The organism is Natrinema sp. CBA1119 (assembly GCF_002572525.1).
GTDB lineage: Archaea > Halobacteriota > Halobacteria > Halobacteriales > Natrialbaceae > Natrinema.
Genome location: NZ_PDBS01000001.1, coordinates 581,960 through 606,477, shown reverse-complemented (window position 1 = coordinate 606,477; position 24,518 = coordinate 581,960). Strand labels below are relative to the sequence as shown.

The 24,518-nt window shown below is 63.9% G+C and carries 22 protein-coding genes and 1 tRNA gene; 14 read left to right on the top strand and 9 right to left on the bottom strand.

Features of this window, described 5'->3' with window-relative positions; translation table 11 throughout:
• Nucleotides 1–14: 14 nt before the first annotated feature.
• The 9 genes from CP556_RS02910 to CP556_RS02870 form a co-directional block, all read right to left on the bottom strand.
• Nucleotides 15–1,523 carry a right-handed parallel beta-helix repeat-containing protein gene (locus CP556_RS02910; protein ID WP_176548104.1) on the bottom strand — a complete coding sequence of 503 codons (1,509 nt, stop codon included), beginning with the start codon at nucleotides 1,521–1,523 and terminating at the stop codon, nucleotides 15–17.
• A gap of 432 nt (nucleotides 1,524–1,955) precedes the next feature.
• Nucleotides 1,956–2,618 carry a helix-turn-helix domain-containing protein gene (locus CP556_RS02905; protein WP_098724250.1) on the bottom strand — a complete coding sequence of 221 codons (663 nt, stop codon included), beginning with the start codon at nucleotides 2,616–2,618 and terminating at the stop codon, nucleotides 1,956–1,958.
• 330 nt (nucleotides 2,619–2,948) lie between these two features.
• On the bottom strand, nucleotides 2,949–4,634 hold the full coding sequence (locus CP556_RS02900) for an alkaline phosphatase family protein (RefSeq protein WP_098724249.1): 1,686 nt from the start codon (nucleotides 4,632–4,634) through the stop codon (nucleotides 2,949–2,951).
• Nucleotides 4,635–4,820: 186 nt separating this feature from the next.
• On the bottom strand, nucleotides 4,821–6,158 hold the full coding sequence (gene glmM / locus CP556_RS02895; protein WP_098724248.1) for a phosphoglucosamine mutase: 1,338 nt from the start codon (nucleotides 6,156–6,158) through the stop codon (nucleotides 4,821–4,823).
• Between the two features lie 203 nt (nucleotides 6,159–6,361).
• Nucleotides 6,362–6,464 (bottom strand) — tRNA-Gln (locus CP556_RS02890).
• 231 nt (nucleotides 6,465–6,695) lie between these two features.
• On the bottom strand, nucleotides 6,696–7,445 hold the full coding sequence (locus CP556_RS02885; RefSeq protein ID WP_098724247.1) for an HNH endonuclease: 750 nt from the start codon (nucleotides 7,443–7,445) through the stop codon (nucleotides 6,696–6,698).
• 123 nt (nucleotides 7,446–7,568) lie between these two features.
• On the bottom strand, nucleotides 7,569–8,714 hold the full coding sequence (locus CP556_RS02880) for a pyridoxal phosphate-dependent aminotransferase (RefSeq protein WP_098724246.1): 1,146 nt from the start codon (nucleotides 8,712–8,714) through the stop codon (nucleotides 7,569–7,571).
• A 7-nt stretch (nucleotides 8,715–8,721) separates the two neighbouring features.
• Complete coding sequence (ribH, locus tag CP556_RS02875; protein ID WP_098724245.1) at nucleotides 8,722–9,153, bottom strand: 6,7-dimethyl-8-ribityllumazine synthase; 432 nt, start codon at nucleotides 9,151–9,153, stop codon at nucleotides 8,722–8,724.
• Between the two features lie 126 nt (nucleotides 9,154–9,279).
• Entirely contained in the window at nucleotides 9,280–10,080 is an 801-nt protein-coding gene (locus tag CP556_RS02870; protein ID WP_255291394.1) for a DUF4097 family beta strand repeat-containing protein, read from the bottom strand.
• 188 nt (nucleotides 10,081–10,268) lie between these two features.
• On the opposite strand from CP556_RS02870, the gene CP556_RS02865 reads away from it, so the two are divergent.
• The 14 genes from CP556_RS02865 to CP556_RS02800 all read left to right on the top strand — a co-directional run bounded on the left by CP556_RS02865 (nucleotide 10,269) and on the right by CP556_RS02800 (nucleotide 24,508).
• Complete coding sequence (locus tag CP556_RS02865; RefSeq protein ID WP_098724243.1) at nucleotides 10,269–11,432, top strand: 5-(carboxyamino)imidazole ribonucleotide synthase; 1,164 nt, start codon at nucleotides 10,269–10,271, stop codon at nucleotides 11,430–11,432.
• A gap of 77 nt (nucleotides 11,433–11,509) precedes the next feature.
• Nucleotides 11,510–12,148, top strand: coding sequence for an AIR carboxylase family protein (locus CP556_RS02860; RefSeq protein ID WP_098724242.1), 639 nt, complete (start codon nucleotides 11,510–11,512; stop codon nucleotides 12,146–12,148).
• A 358-nt stretch (nucleotides 12,149–12,506) separates the two neighbouring features.
• On the top strand, nucleotides 12,507–12,914 hold the full coding sequence (locus CP556_RS02855) for an NADH-quinone oxidoreductase subunit A (RefSeq protein WP_098727262.1): 408 nt from the start codon (nucleotides 12,507–12,509) through the stop codon (nucleotides 12,912–12,914).
• Nucleotides 12,911–13,618 carry an NADH-quinone oxidoreductase subunit B gene (locus CP556_RS02850; protein WP_098724241.1) on the top strand — a complete coding sequence of 236 codons (708 nt, stop codon included), beginning with the start codon at nucleotides 12,911–12,913 and terminating at the stop codon, nucleotides 13,616–13,618. The genes CP556_RS02855 and CP556_RS02850 overlap by 4 nt, the downstream gene beginning before the upstream one ends.
• Nucleotides 13,615–15,276 carry an NADH-quinone oxidoreductase subunit D gene (locus CP556_RS02845; protein ID WP_098724240.1) on the top strand — a complete coding sequence of 554 codons (1,662 nt, stop codon included), beginning with the start codon at nucleotides 13,615–13,617 and terminating at the stop codon, nucleotides 15,274–15,276. The genes CP556_RS02850 and CP556_RS02845 overlap by 4 nt, the downstream gene beginning before the upstream one ends.
• A 1-nt stretch (nucleotide 15,277) precedes the next feature.
• On the top strand, nucleotides 15,278–16,357 hold the full coding sequence (locus CP556_RS02840) for a complex I subunit 1/NuoH family protein (protein ID WP_098724239.1): 1,080 nt from the start codon (nucleotides 15,278–15,280) through the stop codon (nucleotides 16,355–16,357).
• A complete protein-coding gene (locus tag CP556_RS02835) occupies nucleotides 16,354–16,815 on the top strand; it encodes a NuoI/complex I 23 kDa subunit family protein (RefSeq protein WP_098724238.1) in 462 nt (153 codons plus the stop codon). The genes CP556_RS02840 and CP556_RS02835 overlap by 4 nt, the downstream gene beginning before the upstream one ends.
• Nucleotides 16,816–16,854: 39 nt before the next feature.
• Nucleotides 16,855–17,127: an NADH-quinone oxidoreductase subunit J gene (locus CP556_RS02830; RefSeq protein WP_098724237.1), complete on the top strand. Its 273-nt coding sequence runs from the start codon at nucleotides 16,855–16,857 to the stop codon at nucleotides 17,125–17,127.
• Complete coding sequence (locus CP556_RS02825; protein ID WP_098724236.1) at nucleotides 17,124–17,555, top strand: hypothetical protein; 432 nt, start codon at nucleotides 17,124–17,126, stop codon at nucleotides 17,553–17,555. The genes CP556_RS02830 and CP556_RS02825 overlap by 4 nt, the downstream gene beginning before the upstream one ends.
• Nucleotides 17,552–17,857 (top strand): NADH-quinone oxidoreductase subunit NuoK, encoded by a 306-nt coding sequence (gene nuoK / locus CP556_RS02820; protein ID WP_006181260.1) that lies wholly within the window; start codon nucleotides 17,552–17,554, stop codon nucleotides 17,855–17,857. Before CP556_RS02825 ends, nuoK begins: the two co-directional genes overlap by 4 nt.
• A 1-nt stretch (nucleotide 17,858) precedes the next feature.
• Nucleotides 17,859–19,907 carry an NADH-quinone oxidoreductase subunit L gene (gene nuoL, locus CP556_RS02815; protein ID WP_098724235.1) on the top strand — a complete coding sequence of 683 codons (2,049 nt, stop codon included), beginning with the start codon at nucleotides 17,859–17,861 and terminating at the stop codon, nucleotides 19,905–19,907.
• Complete coding sequence (locus CP556_RS02810) at nucleotides 19,904–21,430, top strand: complex I subunit 4 family protein (protein WP_098724234.1); 1,527 nt, start codon at nucleotides 19,904–19,906, stop codon at nucleotides 21,428–21,430. Before nuoL ends, CP556_RS02810 begins: the two co-directional genes overlap by 4 nt.
• Complete coding sequence (locus CP556_RS02805; RefSeq protein WP_098724233.1) at nucleotides 21,430–22,956, top strand: NADH-quinone oxidoreductase subunit N; 1,527 nt, start codon at nucleotides 21,430–21,432, stop codon at nucleotides 22,954–22,956. The genes CP556_RS02810 and CP556_RS02805 overlap by 1 nt, the downstream gene beginning before the upstream one ends.
• Nucleotides 22,957–23,011: 55 nt before the next feature.
• Nucleotides 23,012–24,508 (top strand): DHH family phosphoesterase, encoded by a 1,497-nt coding sequence (locus CP556_RS02800; protein ID WP_098724232.1) that lies wholly within the window; start codon nucleotides 23,012–23,014, stop codon nucleotides 24,506–24,508.
• The last annotated feature ends 10 nt before the right edge of the window (nucleotides 24,509–24,518 follow it).

The following is a 24,518-nucleotide window of genomic DNA, read 5'->3' as shown; positions in this document are numbered from 1 at the left end:
CCGCGCGTCGCCGACTACTGGTACGTGTTCTTCCAGGTCGTGACGTCGCTCGCACCGAAGTTACGGATCCCGTTGACCAGTCTGTTGTCCTTGAACGCCGGGCTATCACACGACGCGTAGAGACAGGCGGCCTCGAGACCGGACGACGATTCGAGGTCCGAATCGAGAACGAGGGATCCGGAGCCGATATCGATGTACGGATACTTGCTGGCACGCAGGTTGGATCGGTAGACCGTCAGGTCCGCACTCGTGTTGACGATCGCGTTCCGGTCCACACCGGCGCGACCCTGTTGCTTGATGTCGACGACGTTGAATCGGCAGTTGTCCCGTTCGCAGCGAATTCCGTCGCGGAAACCGCCGTCCTCGCCCGCCTGCCCGTCGATCGTGAGGTACTCGGCGAGAACCCGTCCGCTGCTGTCACTGTCCTGTATCCACAGCGGATAGCCGCCCGAGGCCTCGTGGGTGATCGTCGTGTCGACGATCGTCGTGTCTCCAGAGACGGGTGAGCAGACGATCCCGTGGTTCACGTCTTCGCCACGGATATCGAGCGTTGTTCTCTCGATACGGGCGCTCTCACAGGTGTTCATTACCGAAATCGCGTGACTGGACGGCATGGGGGAGGTGATATTGACGGCTGCACCATGAATCTTGAAATCGCGACCGTTTTCGACCCGAATCCCCCGCTGGATCGTGTCCTCCGGTCGACTCGATTTGATTTCGACTGTCGGCCACCGAATTTCGCTGTGGGTGCCGCCGACGCGAACGTTTGCCCCGTTACTGTCCCAGTACCAGCCGCCCTCGACGATGATCTTGCCGTTGCCGCCCGACGCGTAGAGTCCGTTGCTCGGGAACGGCCCGACCCAACAATTCTTGAACGTGAGCGTCCCCTCGTTCAGCGTGGCCTCGATACCGATCGGTCCACGCCAGTTGTTACCCGCGTTCGGGGTGTTGTTGATCCACGCGGCGCCGTCCGGAACGCGGAATCGTTCGACGATACCTCGGCCGTCGGGATCGGTAATGTTGAACAGTCCGGGTCCCCAGGTCCCGCTATCGTGTTGGCCGTGGACGGTGATGTCCCGCACTTCGAGGCGCTCGGAGGCGTACGTCTCGATCGTTCGGATCCCCGTGTCGGGGGCCCGCTGGTCGACGTCGAACCCTTCGAATCGAACGCGACCACCGGGTCTTGACGACACGCCGAGCCGGAAGAGACGATACCGCGGGCCATTGAACTCGTGAAAGTCCGCCGGAACCAGCGTCGCGTTCTCGCCGACGACGCCGAAGTTATCGAAACCGGTGAATCTGAACTGCTCGTCCATGAAGTATTCCCCTTCGGGAAACACGAGCAGTGTATCGTCATCTCGGAGTTTCTCGAGCACGGGCGTGATCGATTCCGAGCCGGTATCGTCCGCGCCGGCCTCGGTCACGTCCACGACGGTCGCGTAGTCGTCGTAGTAGTGTCCATACCGATCTGCGGACGCGGTGGCTGTTGACGTCAGTCCGATTCCGGCGGCACATGCCGCCACTGTTCCTCCCAGAAACCGACGTCTCGACTGTGTTTTCGAAGGTCCTCCCTCGGAAGACGGCTGACCGTCATTCCCCTCGACTAACCGAGAGCCACGAGAAACGTCACGATTCGAGCGCTGCATACCACTTCTATCCGACATTGAAAGTCACTTCGTTGTGAGTGATGATGGGGTCCAGTATCTATGGATTCGGATAGCAAGCTTTTAAGTAAGAATGTGATTCCTGTTATCGATAGGGGCATACAAGTCCTATTTTTGAAATGGTTGACCAACATACAATTAGGAACGGGAATTAGCTGGGTGCAGACGACTCTTCGCCGTTAGATGGACTTTAACAGCTCTTTAAATGCCGATATCGGACCTGATCATTATACTGTACTGCAGTTATTTATCGTGAATTATCAATTATCAGTATATTTAGTGTCGACCGATCTATCCGTATTCGTCTGGCGCGCGATCGTTCTCGAGCGTCGCGGCGATCAGTTCGGAAACGGCGCGCCGTATCCGCTGGGAGACCGCCGAATCCGAGATATCGAGCCGACCAGCGAGATCGTCCTGCGTCGCCCCGCGTGGGACCTCAAAGTAGCCGGCGTAGTAGGCCATCGTGAGGATCTCGTGTTGTCGTTCGGTCAAGAAGTAGGTCTGCTCGTCGGAGACCGACGAGTCGTACAGGTGGTTCACGTGAAACGAGATGCCCCGATCGAGACACTGGCTCCGGAACGCCGACAGCACGTCGCGATCGGGGAGATGAACCCGTGCGCACCAGCCACCCTCAGCGCTCGTGATTCGAAAGGCGAACAGGCCGGCTTCGGCACAGCGATCGGGAACGATCTCGAGATCGGTCTCGACGACGACGCGATAGATCGACCGATTCTCGAACGTCGCGACGCACGTCGCATTCGCGATGGTCGGATCCGCAGCCATTACCTCCTCGAGGGCCTCGTGCTCGTCGCCGAATGCGGAGACGAACTGGAGGCGTTGCTCGCCGGTCATCGCTCCGTACTCGTAGCGGAGCGTCACGCCCGATCGGTGCTCGATCGTCGGCACTAACGGAAGCTCGTCGTGGACGAGGCGGATCGCTGCGATAAATCCCATTGAGAGATCGATGTCGTACACCGATATTGGCCCCAGTAACCCATACTTATAACGCGGGTAAGTGGGTTGTCGTAGGCCAAATCGACCCGCTCGGCTCGGTAGAGCAGACGAATTCTGCCAGTCAGTGCCGGCGCACCTGCGACTCACCGTGCGGGTGCGTCAGTACACCGTTCCAGCGGACCGTTCCGTGACATCATCCCGCCGTAAACGGCGGGATTCTCTCGCTGTTTAAAGATAGGAAGTATCGGCGCCGTTCAGAGCGTCGGCATACAGGACCGAGAGACGCGACCGAGTCGACAATCACGAACCGTCCGGGTGGCGAACTCCGTCTCAGTTCATGTATCCGAGATCGGCCAGCCGGTCCGTCACGTCTCCGTCAGCTGCCGGTCTGTTCGTCTCCTCGCCCTCCTCGTACTCCGGATAGGACGTCGACTCGCCCGAATCGACGACGGGGACGACGGTGCCGTCCATGCGGTCGCTGTAGGGGACCCCCATCGCAGCCATGATCGTCGGCGCGACATCGAAGAGGTGCGCCCGCTCGAGCGCGGCGTCTTCGTCGATTCCCTCGCCCGCCGCGATGAAGACCCCGTCGAGCTTGTGGTTCCAGGGTTCGGCCGGGCTGAAGTAATCGCCCTCGCCCAGCTGCTCGGAGAGCATGTGTTCGAAGTCAGCGGGGATCGTGACGACGTCGACCGTCTCGTCGATTTCGTCACCGTGGAAGTACTGCTCGCGCGGCGCGACCGTCTCGAAGAACGGCTCGCCATCGGGCGTCTCGACGGCCTGTAGCATTCGAATGAGGCTCTCTCGGAGTTCCTCGTACTCCTCCTGTGGAACGACGCCGTTTGGCTCCCGACCCTCGAGATTGATCCGAACGCCGAGTTCGGTCCGGGCACGAACGTAGGCCTCCGATTCGGCAAAGTCGACCTGTTCGTTCGCCGTTCGAGTGATTCCACCCGGCGCGTGCTCGATGGCGACGTCCGCAAGCCCGACCCGCTCGAGCGCGGTCCTGACCCGCCGGGCGGTAACGCCGAATCGCGCGGCGACAGACGCCGCGCGTGCGACCGTTCCCGGCTCCCACGTGTCGTACTCCTCGCCCTCGCGCAGGCGTCTGCGCATCGGCGTCCAGGACGGCATTCCCTTGCCGCCAGTCGTCGTCTCGAGGAATCCCACGTCGCGAAGGTACTCGTTGATCCGGAACTCGTAGCCGTCGTACGACCCCATCCCGTGGTCGCTCACGAGGAAGACGCGGTCCGGATCGCAGGCCCTGAGGATCGACGCGATCTGTTCGTCAGCCGCCTCGTAGACGGGATCGATGTGCCGTTTCTCGCCGCTGAGCTCGTGGAAGACCGTGTCCGTCTTCTGGAACTGGACGAACCCGAAGTCCGGGTCGAACTCGTCGGTGAGATAGCGAAACGCCTCCCCGCGCATTCGGATGAGATTCCGATACTCCTCGATCTTCGCGTCGTCCGAAAGCGAGTCGTCGTCACGCGTGTAGTTCGGATAGACGCGATACTCTCCGATCGCGTCGCGGACCTCCTCGAGGAGCCCGTCGGGATGGCACGGCGGGTCCTCGGGGCCGAGGAATCCCGGGATGACCGCACCGTCGAACTCGTCCGGCGGGTGGGTGACCGGGGCGTTGACGACGACGCTCGAGCGGTCGTGTCGATCCAGCAGCGTCCACAGCGGATGCTCGTGGACGTCGTCGTTGCTCGTCACGTGCCAGTCGTACCCGTCGTACCCGACGAAGCCGACCACGCCGTGTTTGCCGGGATTGACGCCGGTATAGATCGACGGCCAGGCGCTCGGCGTCCACGGCGGGATCTGCGACTCGAGGGGCGCGGCCACTCCCGCCGAGCAGAGCCCCTCGATGGCCGGAATTCGATCGTCTTCGAACAGCCGTTCGAACACCGATAGACAGCCCGCATCGATGCCGATGAGCAGCGTGTCCAGCCCGTCCGATTCGCTCACGGTACTCCCCGTCGATGTCGCGTCGTCACGACGAAACGCCCGAGTCATCGTTTCTGTTGTCCGTTTATAACCAATAGTTTCGTTCGACCGCTGCCGTCGTCCCACGGCAGCAGTGTTGTTCGTTGCACCACGTATCTACACTCGACATAGGATACAGCACACTTCATTATCGATGCGTTAAACCCGACACAGAGGCCTGAATGCAGCGTATTTGACAACTTAACTAATCGATAGTCACGATCGGATTCCGGCCATGGTCGCGATCGCGGTCTCGAGGATGCCGACGGCATCGGCTTCCAGTCGTTCGGCTCTTGACTCGTCCCGTGCTTCGACCGTGAGCCGGACGACCGGTTCGGTACCGCTCGCGCGCAAGAGGATCCAGCCGTCGTCGACATCGACGTAGACGCCGTCGAGCGTGTCGACATCGTCGTATCGTTCACTGACGCGATCGCGAACCTGATTCATCACCGCGATTTTCTCCTCGACGGAAACCGACGCGCGGCGGATCGGGTACGTCTCGACGCCGTCAACGAGCGACGAGAGCGGCCCGAGATCGGCAACGAGTTCCACGAGCTTGCACGCGGCGAGGGGACCGTCCGGACACAGCGTTTCGTCCGGCCAGATCCAGGCGCCGCTCGGTTCGCCGCCGAAGACCACGTTCGGCTGCGTCGCGCGGTCGGCAACGAACGTGTCGCCGACCCGCGTTCGGCTCACCGACGCGCCGACGGCCGCCAGCGCGTCGTCGACCGCCATGCTCGTATCGACCGGCGCGGCGACCACGTCGCCGTCCGTCGCGGTCTCGCGTGCGAACAGGGCCAGGAGCACGTCTTTCGGGACGAACGAGCCGGTCTCGTCGACGGCCAGCATCCGATCGGCGTCGCCGTCGTGAGCGATCCCGACGCTGGCGTCCGTCGCTTCGACGAGCGCGGAGAGGTCGCCGAGGGTCTCTCGAGTCGGTTCGCTCGGTCTCCCGGGGAAACGTCCGTCCCGCTGTCCGTTCAGCGTGACGACATCACAGCCCAGCTCCGAGAGCACGCGTGCGGTTATCCCCCCGGTCCCGTTCCCGATGTCGACGGCGACGCTCGGCGGGTCGTCGATCGACACGGACTCGGTTATCGCCGTCGCGTGTTGATCCGTCGAATCCTCGAGCGACTCGAGCGAGCCGTGTCCGTCCCAGGGCCGCAGGTCGTACTCGTCGGACTCGACTCGCGTCGCGATCGCGTCCCGCTGGTCGGAATCGAACGCCTTGCCCGACGCGGCCCAGAGTTTGATCCCGTTGTCCGGCGCGGGATTGTGCGAGGCCGTGACGACGATCCCCGCGTCCGCGTTCTCCCGCGGGACCGCCCTCGCGATCGTCGGCGTCGGCGCAACCCCCGTCTCGAGCACGTCCGCGCCACACTCGCGCAATCCAGCGGTCAATGCACCGGTCAGGACCCTGCCACTCTCTCGAGCGTCCCGCCCGACGACGACCCGATCGTAGCCGTCGGACGCGACGGCCCGACCGACCTCGAGCGCGAGCTCGGCCGTTACCTCCTCACCGACGGTTCCGCGGATACCACTCGTTCCGAACATAGTGACTATCCTCGAGACAGGAGGGATTACTATAGAGGTGTTAGACGAGTACGGTGTGTTCCCGTAAACGTTCTTGAACAATATCGTCTCTCGGTATACTATCGACGCGATGTCTGTGACGACGGCGATATACAGTCAGTCGTGTGGTGGACTGAGAAGGTATCCATGTGACTCCCGGTCAAATAAATATAAAATATATGTCATAGTCCCGGGCGGATTCGAACCGCCGTCATGGGCTTGCTTCCGTGACGGAGCGTACCGAACACGTCCAAAGGCCCATATGATTGGCCACTACACCACGGGACTCCTCGTTTCACTCGTCGTCCCGTGTCGTTCGCGAACCCAAAGGATTCGCTTACCACCACGGGACTTCTCACTGCGTTTGAAGCCCCGTGAGGATCGCAGTTCCAGAGGAACTGCTCACCACCACGGGACTTCTCACTGCGTTTGAAGCCCCGTGAGGATCGCAGTTCCAGAGGAACTGCTCACCACCACGGGACTTCCTGATAGGGAATAGACGACGGCATCACAATAGTGTTACTTTTCGGCGTGAGGGGAAACGGCTATCTGTCCCTCCTCGGCTCGTCGATGACAGCTCCGGCAGAGGGAAATCACGTTCTCCATCGTGTGTGCGTCCTCAGGGTCGTCGAACGACCGAACGGGCTGGGGATGATGCACATCCGGGTTCCGCTCGAGTTCCGCCTTCTCTGCGCCACAATGCTGACACGTGTACGCGTCCCGCTCGAGTGCTCGCCGGCGAATACGCCACCACGTACGGCCGTATTCGATCCTCCCGCCCTCCCACTGATGGTGGTCCGGGCCGACGACGTTCTCCGAAAGCCAGTCTCCATAACAGTCCAACGTACAGAAGAAGCCCCGTTTCTGTTCGTCGACCCTCGCCGGACGAACCTCGAGGCCGTTCCCACAAGACTGGCACCGTACCGTTATTCTATCGCCTTTTACAGCGTAGTTGTCCGGGAGGAGGCCCTCGGCAGCTTCGACACACTCCGAACAGTAGACGCCTTTCTTGGACGACGGATAGTACGAAAACGTCGAGCCACAGCGTTTACAGTCCGCAGTTTCCGTGGCATCGCTCCAGTTTCCGTTGTGTTCGCCACCGTTCGGATTACAGCTCTCGCAGTAGTCTCGCTGTGCTTTCGGATCGTAGAATTCGGTTTCACAGCCGCTACACGTTCGGTTCGGAAGCGGATCACCGTGTACCTTCGTGTGATGCTGTCGCATTCCTTGCGTCGTCCGGAGAGATTTCCCACACGTCGGACAATCCATGCAGGGGGTGGCCCCGGTATTGAATATAAACCTGCGGCTGGTCGTAATTGTGACGGCGCGCTGCGGCAGCGAAAACACGGGATACCGGAAGTGACGATACTGCCGATAACTGCCGGAAATCGGTTACAGGTAGCCTTCCTCGGCCAGCCGCTCGAGCCCCTCCTCGAGCCGCTCCTCGCTCGCCGCGTACGAAATTCGCGCATAGCCGGGCGTCCCGAACGCGCTCCCTGGCACGGTCGCGACGTGGGCGTCCTCGATCGCGCCCTCGCACCACGCCTGATCGTCATCAGCAACGGGGAGCATCATGTAGAACGCGCCCTCCGGCACTGCGACATCGACATCGTGCTCGGCGAGCAAGTCGACGACCAGATCGCGGCGCTCTTCGAACGCGTCGGTCATCTCCGTGACGGCGTCCTCGGTCTCGAGGGCCTCGAGACCGGCGTGCTGGACGAAGTTCACCGCGGAGGAGACCGAGTGGCTGTGGAGCTTCCCGGCCTGGTCGATCAGTTTCTCGGGGCCGGCGAAGTAGCCGAGCCGCCAGCCGGTCATCGAGTAGGCCTTCGAGAAGCCGTTGACCGTGACCGTGCGGTCGGCCATCCCCTCGAGCGTGCCGAGGCTCGTCGGGTCGACGCCGTAGGTGATCTCCTTGTAGATCTCGTCGGAGATGACGGTGATGTCGTGTTCGACGGCGAGGTCGCGGACGCCCTCGAGCGCGGCGTCTGAGTAGACCGCGCCGGTGGGGTTCGACGGCGAGTTGACGATCAGCAGTTCTGTTTCGTCGGAGACCGCGGCCGCGAGGTCGTCGAGTGCGGGCTCGAGCTGGAAGTCGGAGTCCGAAAGGTCGACGCGCGTGAGATCCCCACCGGCCATTTTCACCATCGCCTCGTAGGAGACCCAGGCGGGATCGAGCAGGGCGACTTCGTCGCCCTCGCCGACGAGCGCCTGGACGATTTCGTACAGTGCCTGCTTCGCGCCGGGCGTGACGATGATCTCGTCCGAGTCGTGATCGAGGCCGTCGTCGGCCAGCTTGTCGGCGATCGCCTCGCGCAGTTCGAGGATGCCGGCGGAGGTGGTGTAGCCGGTGTGGCCGGCATCCATCGCGTCCTTGCCGGCCTCGACGATGTTCTCGGGTGTGGGGAAGTCGGGTTCGCCGACGCTCAGGTCGACGACGTCTGCGCCGTCGGCCTCGAGTTCGGTGGCGAGCGCGGAGATGGCAAGCGTTGCGGACGGTTCGACTCGGCTGACGCGGTCGGTGAATTCCATCGTCATTGTGGATCTAGTCTGAATCGGCAGCGGGACTGGGGTCGGGGAGTTCGTCGACGAGATCGAGCGCGCCGTCGACGGCTTTCGCCGCGTTTGCGACGCGTTCGCGCGCCTCGGCGGCGGACATCCCGGGCCCGGTCACGCCGAGGGTCACGGGCGTATCGCGCTCGAGACTCACGTCGGTGAGTCCCTGGGCGGTGGCGTCCGTGATCACCTGGTCGTGGTCGGTATCGCCGGTGATGACCGTCCCGATGACGGCCACGGCGTCGACGTCCTCGCGGCGCGCGAGCCGGTCGGCCGCCAGCGGCGCGTCGTAGACTCCCGGGACGCGGACCGTCTCGTACACCTCGGCGCCCGCGGCGGTGGCTGCCTCGAGCGCTTCCTGCTCCATCTGCTCGGTGATCGGACGGTTGAATTCCGCGACCACCAGTCCGAGCGCGGTCATAAGCGAGCGGTGGAGAGGGCGGGTAAAAGAGGTACCGTTCTCGGGTGGCCGCGTGCCGACACGCCGCCACCGGATGAGTGTTCAGTCCGTTCAATTGCGATGTCGGCTTCCTCCCGTTTGGCGACCTCACCCGCCGTTTTCGCTCTGCACCACGACGTCGCCGTTGGTCGTGTCGACTCGCAGCCGACGTGTCCCGTCACCGAGCGTCACCTCGATCGAATCCTCGCTCGTGGCCTCCGAATCGTCGAACCCCTCGAGCGAGACCTCTCCGTTCGTCGTCGAGAGGCTGACGGTCGCGTCGAGCGAGGGAGGTGCGCGAACGGTGACCGCGCCGTTGGTGCTCTCGGCCGTCAAATCGCCGTCGCCATCCGCGACCGTGATGTCGATATCGCCGTTGGTCGTGTCCGCGCGAACGTCGCCGTCGACGCCGGTCACCCGAACCGATCCGTTGGTACTGTCGGCGACCAGTGCCCCGTCGACCCCCTGGACGTCGATCTCTCCGTTGGTCGTGTCAGCCGTCAGCTCGCCGGTCACGTCTCGCACCTCGACATCACCGTTCGTCGTCGCCGCACGAGTCACCCGAACGCCGTCGGGAACCGTCGCCTCGAGATCAAGTTTCGGGTCGGGACCGAACAGGAACGGGACGTCCTCCTGTCGCGTTTCGACCGCGAGACGTCCGTCGTCGCGACTGGTCTCGATCGACAGCGACTCGAGGGCGTCCTCGGTGGGGGCCGCTTTGTGACCCCGAAGTTCGACTGTGTCACCCTGTTCACCCTCGACGGTGACCGAACCGTTCTCGGCCGAGAGCGAGAGCGAACTGAGATCCTCGGTCTCGTACGTTTCCGTTACGGTCTCCGTTTCACCTCGTCCCGTCGCGAGGCAGCCGGCGAGCGACGCGAGTACACTCAGTCCCCCTCCGGCGAGCACACGACGTCGCGAGACGCTCGGTTTCATATTCCTCTCTGTAGCTTGCCACATAGATATATAATACCGTCCGATTTCCGAGGTGGGCACTCTGCACGAAGGTTTTTATAGGAAAACGAAGCCGCTACACCGTCTCTCGAGCGACGGCCCATTTGAGAATTCTTAAGCGCGGGCGACGAGAACCGGCGCGCATGACGACGCTACGGACGCCGGGACCCACGATCGGCGTAGTCGGCGGAGGACAGCTCGGGCGGATGCTCGCCGAAGCGGCCGCGCCGCTGGGCATCGAGGTGGTCGTGCTCGATCCAACGCCGGACTGTCCCGCCGCGCCGGTGGCTCGCGACCAGATCGTCGCCGGGTTCGACGACGAGGCGGGAATCCGCGAACTCGCCGCGCGCGCCGACGTCCTCACGTTCGAAATCGAACTCGCGGATCAGGACGTGATGGACCGTGTGAGCGACGACACTGACACACCCGTTCACCCGAAGCCGTCGACGCTCGAGACCATTCACGACAAACTCGTTCAGAAACGCGACCTCGAGGACGCCGGCGTTCCGGTGCCGCCGTTCCGCGCGGTCGAGGACGCCGACGACGTCCGCGAGGCGATCGACGACTACGGCGCGCCGGTGATGCTCAAGGCCCGCACCGGGGGCTACGACGGGCGCGGGAACGTCCCCGTCGAGTCGAAATCCGACGCCGAAGACGCCCTCGAGTCGGTTGCCGGCCCCGCGATGGTCGAGTCGTTCGTCGACTTCGAGCGCGAGGTGTCCGTCATCGCGGTCAAGGGCGAGGGCGAAATCGCGACCTTCCCGATCGGGGAAAACATCCACGAGGACGAGATCCTTCGGGAGACCGTCGTTCCGACGCGCTCGAGCGAGGCCGTGACCGAGCGCGCTCACGCGGTCGCGCGCGACGTGCTCGAGGTGATGGACGGACGGGGCGTGTACGGGATCGAGCTCTTTGAGACGCGCGAGGGAGACGTTTTACTCAACGAGATCGCGCCGCGCCCGCACAACTCGGGCCACTGGACGATCGAGGGCGCCCAGAGTTCGCAGTTCGAACAGCACGCGCGGGCGGTGCTGGGGTGGCCGCTCGGGTCGACCGAGCTGCGTTCGCCGACCGTTCTGACGAACCTGCTGGCCGACGTCGACGAGGAACGGCGCGCGGAGTTGAGCGACATCGACCGCGTCCTCGAGACGCCCGCGGCGCATCTCCACTGGTACGGCAAGCGGCAGGCCCGACCGCTGCGCAAGATGGGCCACGTCACCGTCTCGGGCGAGACCGAGGGCGCCGACGTCGAAGCGTTACTGGAGGCCGCCCGCGACCTCGAGGAGCGCGTGACGTTCCGGACGTAGCCAGCCGACTGCAGGTCGTCCCGGTCGCTCGGTCCGTTTGCCACTGTTTCAAGTCGCTCGCCCGCCCACCACTTGCCATGAGCGACAGCGTCAGCGAACTGATCGAGCGCCTGGACCGCGAGGCCGAACAGGATCGCCCGTCCGAGGAAACTCCGGACGTCGGGATCGTCATGGGTAGCGACTCCGACCTCGAGACGATGATGACCGGCGGGACGCGCCGGGGTGCCTACGACGCGTTCGTCGACGAACTCGGCTTTGCCGAGCAGACCGACTTCGAGAACCCGCCCGCCGAACGGTTCACGTTCGAGACCTACGTGACCTCGGCTCACCGAACGCCGGACTTAATGACGACTTACGCGGAGACGGCCGAAGAGCGGGGCCTCGACGTAATCATCGCCGGTGCGGGCGGGAAATCCGCGGATCTCCCGAACATGACCGCATCGATCGCGTATCCGCTGCCGGTGATCGGCGTTCCGGTCCAGGAGAAGTCCGTCGACAGCGTCATCGGGATGCCCACGGGGGCGCCGCTGGTCGCGGTCGACGCCGGCAAGTCCTTTAACGCCGCGCTGTCGGCCGCCCAGATTCTCGCCCGCCAGCACGAGTCGGTTCGTGACCGACTCGTCGCCTACCACGAAGAGCTGCGCGAGGGCGTCGGAGACGTCTCTCGAGAACTTCACGACTCCGGGACGCCGGCGTTCCGGGACCGAGATCGGTAAGCCTCGGGACCGGTATCGGTGAACTCCGAGACCGGGATCAGTACCGTCGCCCGTACCGAGGGGAGGATATTCCGCGTGTCTCTGCCACTGTGAGCGGTGCTCCCGGTCGTGCTTCCAGTCGAGCGACACTCGGCTGTATGGCAGAAATCACCGCCGTACGCGGCGCGTCGTGGTCGATTTCGGCCTCGAGTAATGCTGTATTACCGATCCGTTCACTCTACACATAGCTATATATAGTATAAGGTGATTATTTACGAGGATCTATTCGCTCTGAACCCCCTCTCTGGCCCGTGTTTCCCCGAAAAACGAAGAATCAACCCTTATGTGCGTGCGGTTTGAAGCCTCGAACGTTACCGAGATGAATGATTGGATCGCTATCGGGGCGCTGGCACTCGTCGGAGTACTGATACCGTTCAGCATGATGGCGGTATCGTACCTCCTGCGACCCACCGTGCCCGAAACGAGCAAACGCGCCACCTACGAGAGTGGCGAGATTCCGACCGGCGGAACGCGCATCCGGTTCAATATTCAGTACTACATGGTTGCGCTTCTGTTCGTCATCTTCGATATCGAGGCCGTCCTCCTGTTCCCGTGGGCGGTCGCCTATCAGGATGCGCTCGCGGCGGAGGAAATCTCGCTCGTCAGTGCGCTCGGGCCGATGCTGTTGTTCGTCGCCATCCTGCTCGTCGGACTCGCGTGGGCATGGCGCAACGGCGCAGTACAGTGGGCACAGACCGCTCGCCAGCTGGAAACTGACAGACAATGAGTAGCGAACAACCACGCCAGCAAATCTACGACAGCACCGCACCGTCGTCGGACACCCGCGACTCGCGGATCGGTGAGGGTGCCGACGACCGCTTCAACTCCAAACTTCGCGAGGCCTTCGGTTCGACTCCGTTTATCCTCACGAAGTTCGACAAGTTCATGAACTGGGTGCGGGGCAACTCCATGTTCATGCTCCAGTTCGGAATCGCGTGCTGCAGCATCGAGATGATGCACACGTACGCGATCAAACACGATCTGGATCGCTTCGGAGCCGGCGTTCCCCGCGCCTCGCCGCGGCAGGCCGACGTGATGATCGTTCCGGGGACGATCGTCTCGAAGTTCGGCCCCCGAATGAAGCGGGTCTACGACCAGATGCCCGAACCCAAGTTCGTGGTCGGCATGGGCTCGTGTACCATCTCCGGCGGCCCCTTCCAGGAGGGCTACAACGTCGTCAAGGGTGCCGAGGAGATAATTCCCATCGACATCCACGTCCCCGGCTGCCCGCCACGGCCGGAGGCCCTCGTCTACGGCATCGTCAAACTCCAGGAGCGGATCCGCAACGGCGAGTCGACACCAGTCGTCGTCAAACCGTACGAACTCGAGGAGTTCGGGGACCTGCCGGAGGACGAACTCGTCCAGAAACTGGCAAGCGAGATCGACGAGGACGACCTCGTCATGCGCTACAACTGGGCTGATTCGCCATGAGCACGGGACTCGAGCGAGGACAGCAGCCGCCGGTCGAGGTGTCGGAAGACGACCTCGCGGCGCTGATCGGTGACCGCGCGCTCGCACGCGACGATCACCTGAACGCGCCGGGATTCGTCATCCGGCCGGACGACGTCCAGAGCGTCCTGAGCGACCTCCGGGACGAGGCGGGGTTCGATCACCTCGCAAATCTCACCGCACAGGAGTACGCCGATCGGTACGAATCGATCTACCACCTCCGGAAGTATGCGGATCCGACCCAGGAGGTCTCGATCGTCGTCCCGACGACCACCGATAACCCGGTCAGTCAGACCGCCGAACCGGTCTTCCGGACGGCCGACTGGCACGAGCGGGAAGCCTTCGACCTCGTCGGCATCGACTACGAGGGCCACCCCGATCCGCGTCGGATCCTCCTGCCCGAAACCTGGCAGGGCCATCCGCTGGGGCGGGACTACGATCAGGAGAAACCGCAGCTGGTGACTCTCTCGGAACACGCCAACCCGGTCCAGCCGGACCACCACGACGACGAGTCGGATACGATGTTCCTCAACATCGGTCCACACCACCCGGCGACCCACGGCGTGCTCCACATCGAGACGGTGCTAGACGGCGAAACGGTCGTCGACGTCGACCCTGACATCGGCTATCTGCACCGCTGCGAGGAACAGATGTGCCAGCAGGGGACCTATCGTCACCAGATCATGCCCTACCCGGACCGCTGGGACTACGTCTCGGCGGGCCTGCTCAACGAGTGGGCCTACGCGCGCACGGCCGAGGACCTCGCGGATATCGAGGTCCCCGAGTACGCCCAGGTCATCCGGACGATGAGCGCCGAGATGTGCCGGATCGCCGCGCACATGCTCGCGCTGGCCACGTTTGCGCTGGACGTCTACGGCGACTTCACCGCCATCTTCCAATACGGCATGCGCGACCGCGAGGTCATTCAGGACATCCTCGAGGACCTGACCGGCCAGCGGCTCATGTTCAACTACTTCCGACTGGGAGGGGTCGCCTGGGACCTTCCGGAACCACGCGAGGAGTTCTTCGAGAAGACGCGAGACTTCCTCGACGGGCTCCCCGCGAAGGTCGACGAGTACAACGACCTGCTGACCGGCAACGAAATCTTCCAGATACGGTGCCACGACACCGGTATTCTCGAGCCAGAGGTCGCCAAACAGTACGGCTGTACGGGTCCAGTCGCGCGGGGCTCGGGCATCGATTACGACCTCCGTCGCGACGACCCCTACGGCTACTACGAGAACCTCGAGTGGGACGTCGTCACCGAGGACGGCTGCGACAACTACAGTCGCGTCCTCGTGCGGATGCAGGAGGTCGAGGAGTCCGCGAAGATCATCGAGCAGTGTGTCGACCTGCTCGAGGACTGGCCCGAAGACGAGCGGACGGTCCAGAGCAACGTCCCGCGGACGCTGAAACCCGACGCGGACACGGAGGTGTATCGCGCCGTCGAAGGGGCGAAGGGCGAACTCGGCATTTACATTCGCTCGGACGGGACGGACAAGCCGGGCCGGTTCAAGATCCGGAGTCCGTGCTTTCACAACCTCTCGGCGCTGCCCGAGATGTCTGAAGGCGAGTACGTTCCCGACCTGATCGCGTCGCTGGGCAGCCTCGATATCGTGCTCGGGGAGGTGGACCGGTAAGATGTCCGGCGTGGCGTCCGTCCCGCTGCAGGATACGGTCTTGCTTCCCGAGCGGTTGGGGAACCTGACGGGGCTCGACCAGTTCGGGCTCGCCGGCGAACTGCTGGCGACCCTCGTCGGGGCGATATTCGTCGGCTCCCTGATGCTCACGATGACCGCCCTCGCTGGCCCGTGGGCGAAGCGGAAGATTACCGCCTCCTTCACGGATCGAATCTCGATCAATCAGATCGGTCCCGCCGGAATCGGGATCATCATCGCCGACGCCGTTCGGATGCTCTCGAAGGAGTTGATCGTTCCCGAGAACGCGGATCGACCAGCGTGGGATCTCGCGCCGATCGTCGTCGTCTCCTCGGCCCTGCTTGGCTTTGCCGTCATTCCGATGGGCAACGGGATCCAACTCGCGGACCCCGAAGTCGGACTCGCGTACGTCTTCGCGATCTCGGGAATCGCGAGCCTCGGACTGGTGATGGCCGGCTACGCGTCGGCGAACAAGTACTCCCTGATCGGGGGACTCCGGGCGGTGGCACAGAACATCGCCTACGAGATCCCGCTGGTCGTCACCGGGATGTCGGTCGTGATCTTCGCCGGCACGCTGCAGATGGGCGAAATCGTCGCGGCCCAACACGAGACGCTGATCGAGATCGCCGGGATATCGATTCCGACGTGGTACGCGTTCGTCAACCCCTTCGCGTTCGTCCTGTTCCTCGTCGCGAACTTCGCGGAAGTCGGCCGTAATCCCTTCGACACGCCGGAGGCACCGACCGAGATCGTCGCTGGCTACCAGACCGAGTACTCCTCGGTCTACTTCGTGCTGATCTACCTCGGGGAGTTCCTCCACATCTTCCTCGGCGGCGCGATCATCGCGACGATCTTCCTCGGTGGACCCGCCGGACCGATCCTCCCGGGCATCGTCTGGTTCCTCATCAAGATCTGGGCGGTGTTCTTCGCCACGCAGTGGCTTCGTTCGGCGGTGCCACGCGTTCGGATCGACCAACTGATCGAGATCGGCTGGAAGGGGCTGTTGGTCCTCTCTTTCGCCAATCTCGTCCTGACCGCGGTAATCGTGGGGCTGCTAGCATGATCGGGATACTCAAATCGATGGCAACGACAATGAAGCACGCATTGGACGGCTCCACCTTTACGGTGGAGTACCCGGAGACCGCACCCGACGTTTCGCCGCGCTTTCGGGGCGTTCACAAGTTCAGTCAGGAACGGTGTATCTGGTGTCGCCAGTGCGAGAACGTCTGTCCGAACGACACGATTCAGATCGTGATGGACGACCAGCGAAACGGTGAACAGTACAACCTCCACATCGGGCAGTGCATCTACTGCCGGCTCTGCGAGGAGGTCTGTCCCGTCGACGCCATCCTGCTCACGGAGAACTTCGAGTTCACCGCGGACACGAAACACGATTTCGTCTACAACAAAGAGCAGCTGAAAGCGGTACCGTGGTACAAGGACATCGACCCGCTCGCCGCACGCGAACCCGACCGGGGCGCGTGGGTCGGCGAGGGTGAGGGGGAGGTCGACTACCAGTAACGGGTCCGCCCGTCCCGCAAACGGGCACTATCAACAACCATGAACTACGAGCTGATCGCGTTCGCGCTGTTCGCCATCGTGACGCTGGCCAGCGCGGTGGGTGTCGTGCTCATGCAGGACCCGTGGCATTCGGCGCTCCTGCTTGGCGTAGCGTTGCTCAGCGTGGCGGTCCACTACGTGATGCTGGCGGCCGAATTCGTCGCCATGATGCAGATCCTCGTCTACGTGGGCGGGGTCCTCGTCCTCATCACGTTCGCCGTCATGCTGACCGAGCGCGACGACGCCGACGCAGACGAGGTGGTACAGGCATGACGACCGGTCCGAAACTTCGACTCGGCAAGACGCTGGTTCCGGGGTTGCTCGCTGTCGGTCTATTCGGCGTGATGGCGCTCATCACGCTGAACACGGCCTTCGAGCCGATGACCCAGGCCGCGGGGGCCGGCTTCCCCGACGACGTCTCGATCACGGCCGAACTCGGCTACGCGCTGTTCGGCTTCGACTCGCTACAAGAAATCGGCGGCACGGAACCGTTCCTCGCCGCCGTCTTGCTCGTCGCGATCGCACTCGACGCCGCGCTCGACGCCTCGCTCGTCCTCGCGAAACGCGAAGAAGAGGGCGAGCCCGTCGCCGCGCTCTCGAGCACCGGCGAGGCCTCGAGCAGCGAGACGGGACCGGAGCCGGCCGTCGCCGACGGTGGCGCTGACGCCGGCTCAGCCGAGACGGGAGGTGCAGATCGATGACCGTCGACGTGCAGTACTACGTGCTGCTGTCGATGGCAGTGTTCTGTATCGGTCTCTTCGGCGTGCTGACGCGTCGCAACGCACTGTTGTTCCTGATGTCCGTCGAACTCATGTTGAACGCGGCGAATATCAATTTGATCGCGTTCGCGTTCTATCACGGCAACCTCACGGGGCAGTTGTTCGCGCTCTTTACGATGGCGCTCGCCGCCGCCGAGGTAGCCGTCGGACTCGGGATCATTCTGGTGTTGTACCGTAACTTCCGTGACGTCGACGTCACGGTTCCGACGACCATGAGGTGGTAAGATGGCCGCAATAGCAACAGATCCGTTCGGATTCGCACCGGCGATCGCAGTGTTCCCGCTCGTGGCCTTCGCGGTCACGCTCGTCTTCGGGAAGTACATGCCGAAGAAGGGCGCGTTCGCGGGCATCATCGCGACGGCGGGCTCGCTCGTCGTGTCGCTCGTCATGTTCGCAGCCGTCGCGGGCGGCGACGTCCATCAGGCGACGCTGTACGAGTGGACGGCCGGCGCGGCCGCGAGCGCGACCGGTGCCGAGGAGATTGCTTTCACGTTCGGGATCCTGATCGATCCGCTCTCGGCGCTCATGCTGGTGATCGTCTCGCTCGTCGCCTTGCTCGTCCACGTCTTCAGTCTCGGGTATATGAACGCCGAAGGGGAGACCGGGCTCCGGCGGTACTACGCCGAACTCGGCCTCTTTACCTTCAGCATGCTCGCGTTTGTCTTCGCGGACAACCTGCTGATGGCGTTCATGTTCTTCGAGCTCGTCGGGCTCTGCTCGTACCTGCTGATCGGGTTCTGGTTCCGCACGGAATCGGCCCCCTCGGCCGCGAAGAAGGCGTTCCTGGTCACCCGCTTCGGTGACTACTTCTTCCTGGTCGGGGTCGTCGCCATCGCCGCGACGTTCGGCACGGTCGGCTTCGCCGGCGAGGAGTCGTTCGTCACCGCCGCCGAGACGGCGATCGACGACGGCGCGACGCTGTTCGGCTTCGACGCCGAGACCTGGGTGACGATCACCGGACTGCTCGTGCTCGGCGGGGTGCTGGGCAAGTCCGCGCAGTTCCCCTTCCACACCTGGCTGCCCGACGCCATGGAGGGCCCGACGACCGTCTCCGCGCTCATTCACGCAGCGACGATGGTCGCGGCTGGCGTCTATCTGGTCGCTCGCATGTTCGGATACTACGCGCTTTCCCCGACCGCGCTGGCGATCATCGCCTTCGTCGGCGGCTTCACCGCCTTGTTCGCCGCGACGATGGCCGTCGTCAAAGACGACATCAAGCAGGTGCTGGCGTACTCGACGATCAGCCAGTACGGCTATATGATGCTCGGACTGGGCGTCGGTGGCTACGTCGCCGGGGTCTTCCACCTCATGAACCACGCCTTCTTCAAGGCGCTCCTGTTCCTCGGTGCCGGTGCTGTCATCATCCTCATGCACCACGAACAGGACATGTGGGAGATGGGCGGGCTGAAGGACAAAGCGCCCGTCGTCTACTACACCTTCCTCGCTGGCGCGCTCGCGCTCGCGGGGATCGTCCCCTTCTCGGGCTTCTGGTCGAAAGACGAGGTGCTGTTCGACGCATTGGCAGTCGGCCTGGCGGAGCCGGTCATCCTCGCGGCCTACGCGATGGGACTGCTCGCCGTCTTCTTCACCGGCTTCTACACCTTCCGGATGGTCTTCCTGACCTTCCACGGCGAGCCCCGCTCCGAGACGGCTGAGGAGCCTCACGCGGTCGGCTGGGCCGTCAAGGTCCCGCTGCTCGTACTCGGGACGCTCGCGGCCGTCGTCGGCTTCGCGAACCTCGCGCCCGTCGCGAACCTGCTCGACGTCAATATCACCTATCTCGAGTTCTGGCTCGACGGCGAGTACGGCTCCATCGAGGGGCTGACCTACCACGCCTACCACGAGACGGTGGCCTTCGAGGAGAGCTACGTCGGCTCCGAGACGACGACCATGCTGTTGAGCGCTGGCCTGTCGCTCGGCCTCGCGCTGGCTGGCGCGTTCACGGCACACACGCTGTACAACGTCCCCGAACCGTCGCGTCACACGCAGAAGCTCGGCGGCGCGTACCGCGTCCTCAAGAGCAACTACTACCAAGACGAGTACCAGGTCTGGCTCGCCGAAGGCTTCACGCTCCAACTGGCTCGAGCGGCCGATCGGTTCGACCAGACCGTCATCGACGGGGTCGTCAACGGGACCTCGACGATCAGTCTGTTCGGCAGCGATCGGATGAAACGGCTCCAGACGGGTATCGTGACTAACTACGCGGCGCTGTTGGTGGGCGGGTTCATCGGCTTACTACTCGTCCTCGGCTATCTCGGAGGGTGGTTCGCATGATGATCGAAACACTGATCGCAGTCGCACTGATCGGCGCGCTGGTGACGTTCGTCGCGCCGAATCGCATCGCCGGCAAACTCGCCTTCGCCATCAGCCTCGTGCCGGCGGCTCTGTCCCTGTGGCTGTTCGCCGCCTTTGACGGGAGCGGGAACGCCCTGCTCGACGGGGAACTGGCGTTCGAATCGCAGGCGGCGTGGCTCGAGATCGGCGGACGGTCGATCTCGTGGTTCGTTGGCGTCGACGGGATCAGCATGCCGCTGGTCGTCCTGACGACGATCCTCTGTACGCTGGCGATCGTGAGTTCGTGGACGCCGATCGACGAGCGCGAGTCCCAGTTTTACGGGCTTATCCTCTTCATCGAGGCGATGCTGCTCGGCGTCTTCACCGCGCTCGACTTCTTCCTCTGGTTCGTCTTCTGGGAGGCGGTCCTGATCCCGATGTACCTGCTGATCGGGATCTGGGGCGGCCCGCGCCGGAAGTACGCCGCGATCAAGTTCTTCGTCTACACGAACGTGGCGTCGCTGGTGATGTTCGGTGCGTTCATCGCGCTCGTCTTCGGGCTCGGTGACTCGGTCACCTCCTTCGCGCTGCCCGAAATCGCGACGGCGATGCTCGAGGGCGGTCCCGAGGGGCTCTTCGGCCTCGGCGGGACGGCGCTCGCCTCGGTCGTCTTCGTCGCGATGTTCCTCGGTTTCGCGGTGAAAGTTCCGATCGTGCCGTTCCACACGTGGCTGCCCGACGCCCACGTGGAAGCGCCGACACCGGCCTCGATACTGCTGGCTGGCGTTCTGCTGAAGATGGGAACCTACGCCCTGCTCCGATTCAACTTCACGATGTTCCCGGAGCAAGTCGAGATCTACGCGGTCCCGATCGCTGCGATCGCCGTGATCAGCGTCATCTACGGCGCGATGCTCGCACTGGCCCAGACGGACCTGAAGCGGATCGTCGCCTACTCCTCCGTCTCGTCGATGGGCTACGTCATCCTCGGCCTGGTCGCGTACACCCAGTTCGGGGTCGGCGGGGCGACGTTCCAGATGGTCTCCCACGGCCTGATCTCCGGGCTGATGTTCATGGCCGTCGGCGTCATCTACAATGCGACACACACTCGCATGGTCACCGACATGTCCGGGATGGCCGACCGGATGCCGATCGCGGTCGGCATCCTCATCGCCGGTGCCTTCGGCTACATGGGATTGCCGCTGATGAGCGGCTTCGCCGCGGAATACTTCATCTTCTTCGGCTCTTTCGGCTCCGAACTGCTCGAGTACTCGGCCGTTTTCACGTCGCTCGCGATGTTCGGCATCGTCCTCGTCGCGGGCTACCTGCTATTCGCGCTCCAGCGGACGGTGTTCGGCCCGTATCAACTCGAGACCGACTACGAGGTCGGCCGCGCACCGGTCCACGACGTCGCGTCGATGGTCGTCCTGCTGGGACTCATCATCGCCCTCGGCGTGGCCCCCGACCTGATCTTCGATATGATAACCGACGCAATCGATCCGATCGTCCAGGGAGGTGATCTCTGATGGCGGTCCTCGAACTTCCCGAGTGGACCGCGCTCGCACCGGCACTGATCCTGGCGGGGACGGCGCTCGTCTTGTTCCTGTTCGACAGCATCAACCCGCGCTCGACGAACCGGACGCTGCTCGCCGGCACCGCCGTCGCCGGCTCGCTGTCGTCGCTGGCCGTCGCCGTCTGGTTCACCGCCGCCGGCGTCGGGGCGACCGGGATCGACAACTACGGCGTCATCGATATCATGGACGGCCAGTTCGTCGTCGATCAGCTGGCGCTGTACTTCATGATTATCATCGCGGTCGTCACCGCCCTCGTCACGGTGGCGAGCTACGATTACCTGCGAGATCACACCTATCAGGCCGAGTACTACTCGCTGATCATCCTCGCGGCGACCGGGATGTCGATGATGGCCGCGTCGAACAGTCTCGTGACGATCTTCATCGCGCTCGAGCTGACGAGCCTGCCGTCGTACGCGCTCGTCGCGATCTTGAAGGACAACCGCGGCAGCATCGAAGCGGGCCTGAAGTACTTCCTGATCGGGGCGCTCTCGTCGGCGATCTTCGTCTACGGCGTCTCGCTGGTCTACGGCGCGACCGGCTCGCTGCAACTCGAGGCGATCGCGGCCAACCTCGGTGATGCCGGCGAGATGGGCGGCCTGCTCGGACTGGGTATCCTCATGCTGATCGGCGGGATCGCGTTCAAGACCGCGAGCGTTCCCTTCCACTTCTGGGCACCCGAAGCCTACGAGGGCGCGCCAGCACCGATCTCGGCGTTCCTTTCCTCGGCCTCGAAGGCCGCCGGCTTCGTGCTCGCCTTCCGCGTGTTCACGACGGCGTTCCCGCTCGAGGCGACGACCGCCGTCATCGGCGTCGACTGGACGTGGGCGTTCGTTATCCTCGCGATCGTCACGATGACGGTCGGAAACTTCGCGGCGGCGACCCAGGAGAACGTCAAGCGGATGCTCGCCTACTCCTCGATCGGTCACGCCGGCTACGTGCTGATCGGATTGGCGGCCCTCTCGACCGGGGCCGGCGAACGAGTCATGGGCGCGGCCATGATGCACCTGCTGGTCTATGGCTTCATGAACACGGGGGCGTTCCTGTTCGTCGGCTTGGCGGAGTACTGGGGCGTCGGCCGCACCTTCGAGGACTACAGCGGCCTCGCGAAACAGGCGCCGTTCGCCTGCGCCGCGATGGCGGTCTTCATGTTCAGCCTCGCGGGCATCCCGCTGTTCGGCGGCTTCTGGAGCAAGTACCTCCTGTACACCGCGACGATCGAGGCGGCCGCGGACAACACGGCACTGCTCCTCGTCGCCGCTGCGCTCGTCGTCAACAGCGCGCTCTCGCTGTACTACTACTCGCGGCTGGTCAAGGTGCTCTGGATCGAGGACCCGATCGTCGATCGGGATCGACTCGCCCAGCCGACCGGGCTCTACGCGGCGATCATCGTCGCCGCAGTGATCACAGTTCTCATCCTGCCGGCGTTCGACCCGATCGCCGACGCTGCGACCGAGGCGGCGGCCGCGGTCATCGCGTAGTCGCCCGACGGGAGACCCGGTAGCTTTTAGCCCTCGGGGTTGCAAGCCGCGGCAAATGGTTTTTCGGCTCGTGCTCGGCTGCGGAACCGTCTGCCGTCAGGTGACCGATCAGGTCGCCGAGCGCGACGGCCGCATGCTCGTCATCACCAACGACGAGAGCGTCGTCGAGACGTTGCGCGACGAGAGCGTACCGTCTCGGAGCGCGGATCCGGCCGATCCCGACACTATCGCGAACGTCGACACGCCGGACGTGATCTTCGTTGGGAGCGACCGAACCGACGTCAATCGGGCCGCGCTCGAGGCCGCGCGCGAGCGATTTCCCGATACCATGATCGTGGCCTATCTGGGCGGTAACGCGACGGCCGCCGACCGCGACTGGTTTGCGGCCCGCGCGGATCGGATCATCGATCCCACGGACGCGATGGCCGACCGCGCGGTCGACGGGACGGCGAGCCCGTCCGCCGAAGCGGCGATCGAACTCCGGGAGCAATTGGGGCGGATCGACGGTCGGCTGGCGGTCGTGGCCCACGACAATCCGGACCCGGACGCGATCGCGAGCGCGGTCGCGCTCGTCGGCGTCGCCGAGTCCGTCGGCGTCACTGCCGACGCCTGCTACTTCGGCGACATCTCCCACCAGGAGAACCGGGCCATGGTCAACTTGCTCGAGTTGGATCTGCGAAACATGGCTCCCGACGACTCCCTCGCGGAGTATTCGGCGTTCGCGCTGGTCGATCACTCCCGTCCCGGCGTCAACGATCAGCTTCCGACGGACCTCCACGTCGATATCGTCATTGACCACCATCCGCCGCGCGGGCCGGTCCCCGGCGAGTTCGTCGACCTCCGAGAGGGTGCGGGTGCGACCAGCACCGTCCTGACGGAGTACGTCGATCGCTTCGATCTCGCGTTCGACCCCTCGACGGCGACGGCGCTGTTGTACGGCATCCGAGTCGACACGAACGATTTCACGCGGCAAGTCTCGCCCGCCGACTTCAGGGCCGCCTCCACCCTGTCTCCCCACGTCGATACGTCGATCCTGCGCCAGATTGAACAGCCCTCGCTCGAGGGCGAAACCCTCGAGACGATCGCGCGGGCGATCAAGAACCGCGTCCAGCGCGATTCGGTGGCCGTCGCCAGCGTCGGGCGGATCGGGGATCGGGACGCGTTACCTCAGGCGGCCGATCAGCTGCTCGCGATGGAAGGCGTCGAGACGACGCTCGTGTTCGGGTTCGACGACGAGATGGTGTTCCTGTCGGCCCGCTCGCGAGCCGCCGACGTCGACCTCGGCGAAACGCTCCGGGACGGGTTCGATCGGATCGGCAGCGCCGGCGGCCACGCGGACATGGCCGGCGCGCAACTCGAGATCGGGATTCTGGGCAGCGCCGACCACGAAGTGGAGGTCGAATCGATCGTCAGCGTGGTCGAGGAGGTGATCACGAACCGGTTCTTCGAGGCGATCCAGACGCGACCCGGGGTCCCGGTGGGCGCCTACACGCAGACAAGCGAGTGGCTGTTCACCCAGCGAGGCGAGCCGGAAGGCGGCGAGTCGGCGTGAGCGGTGTCGA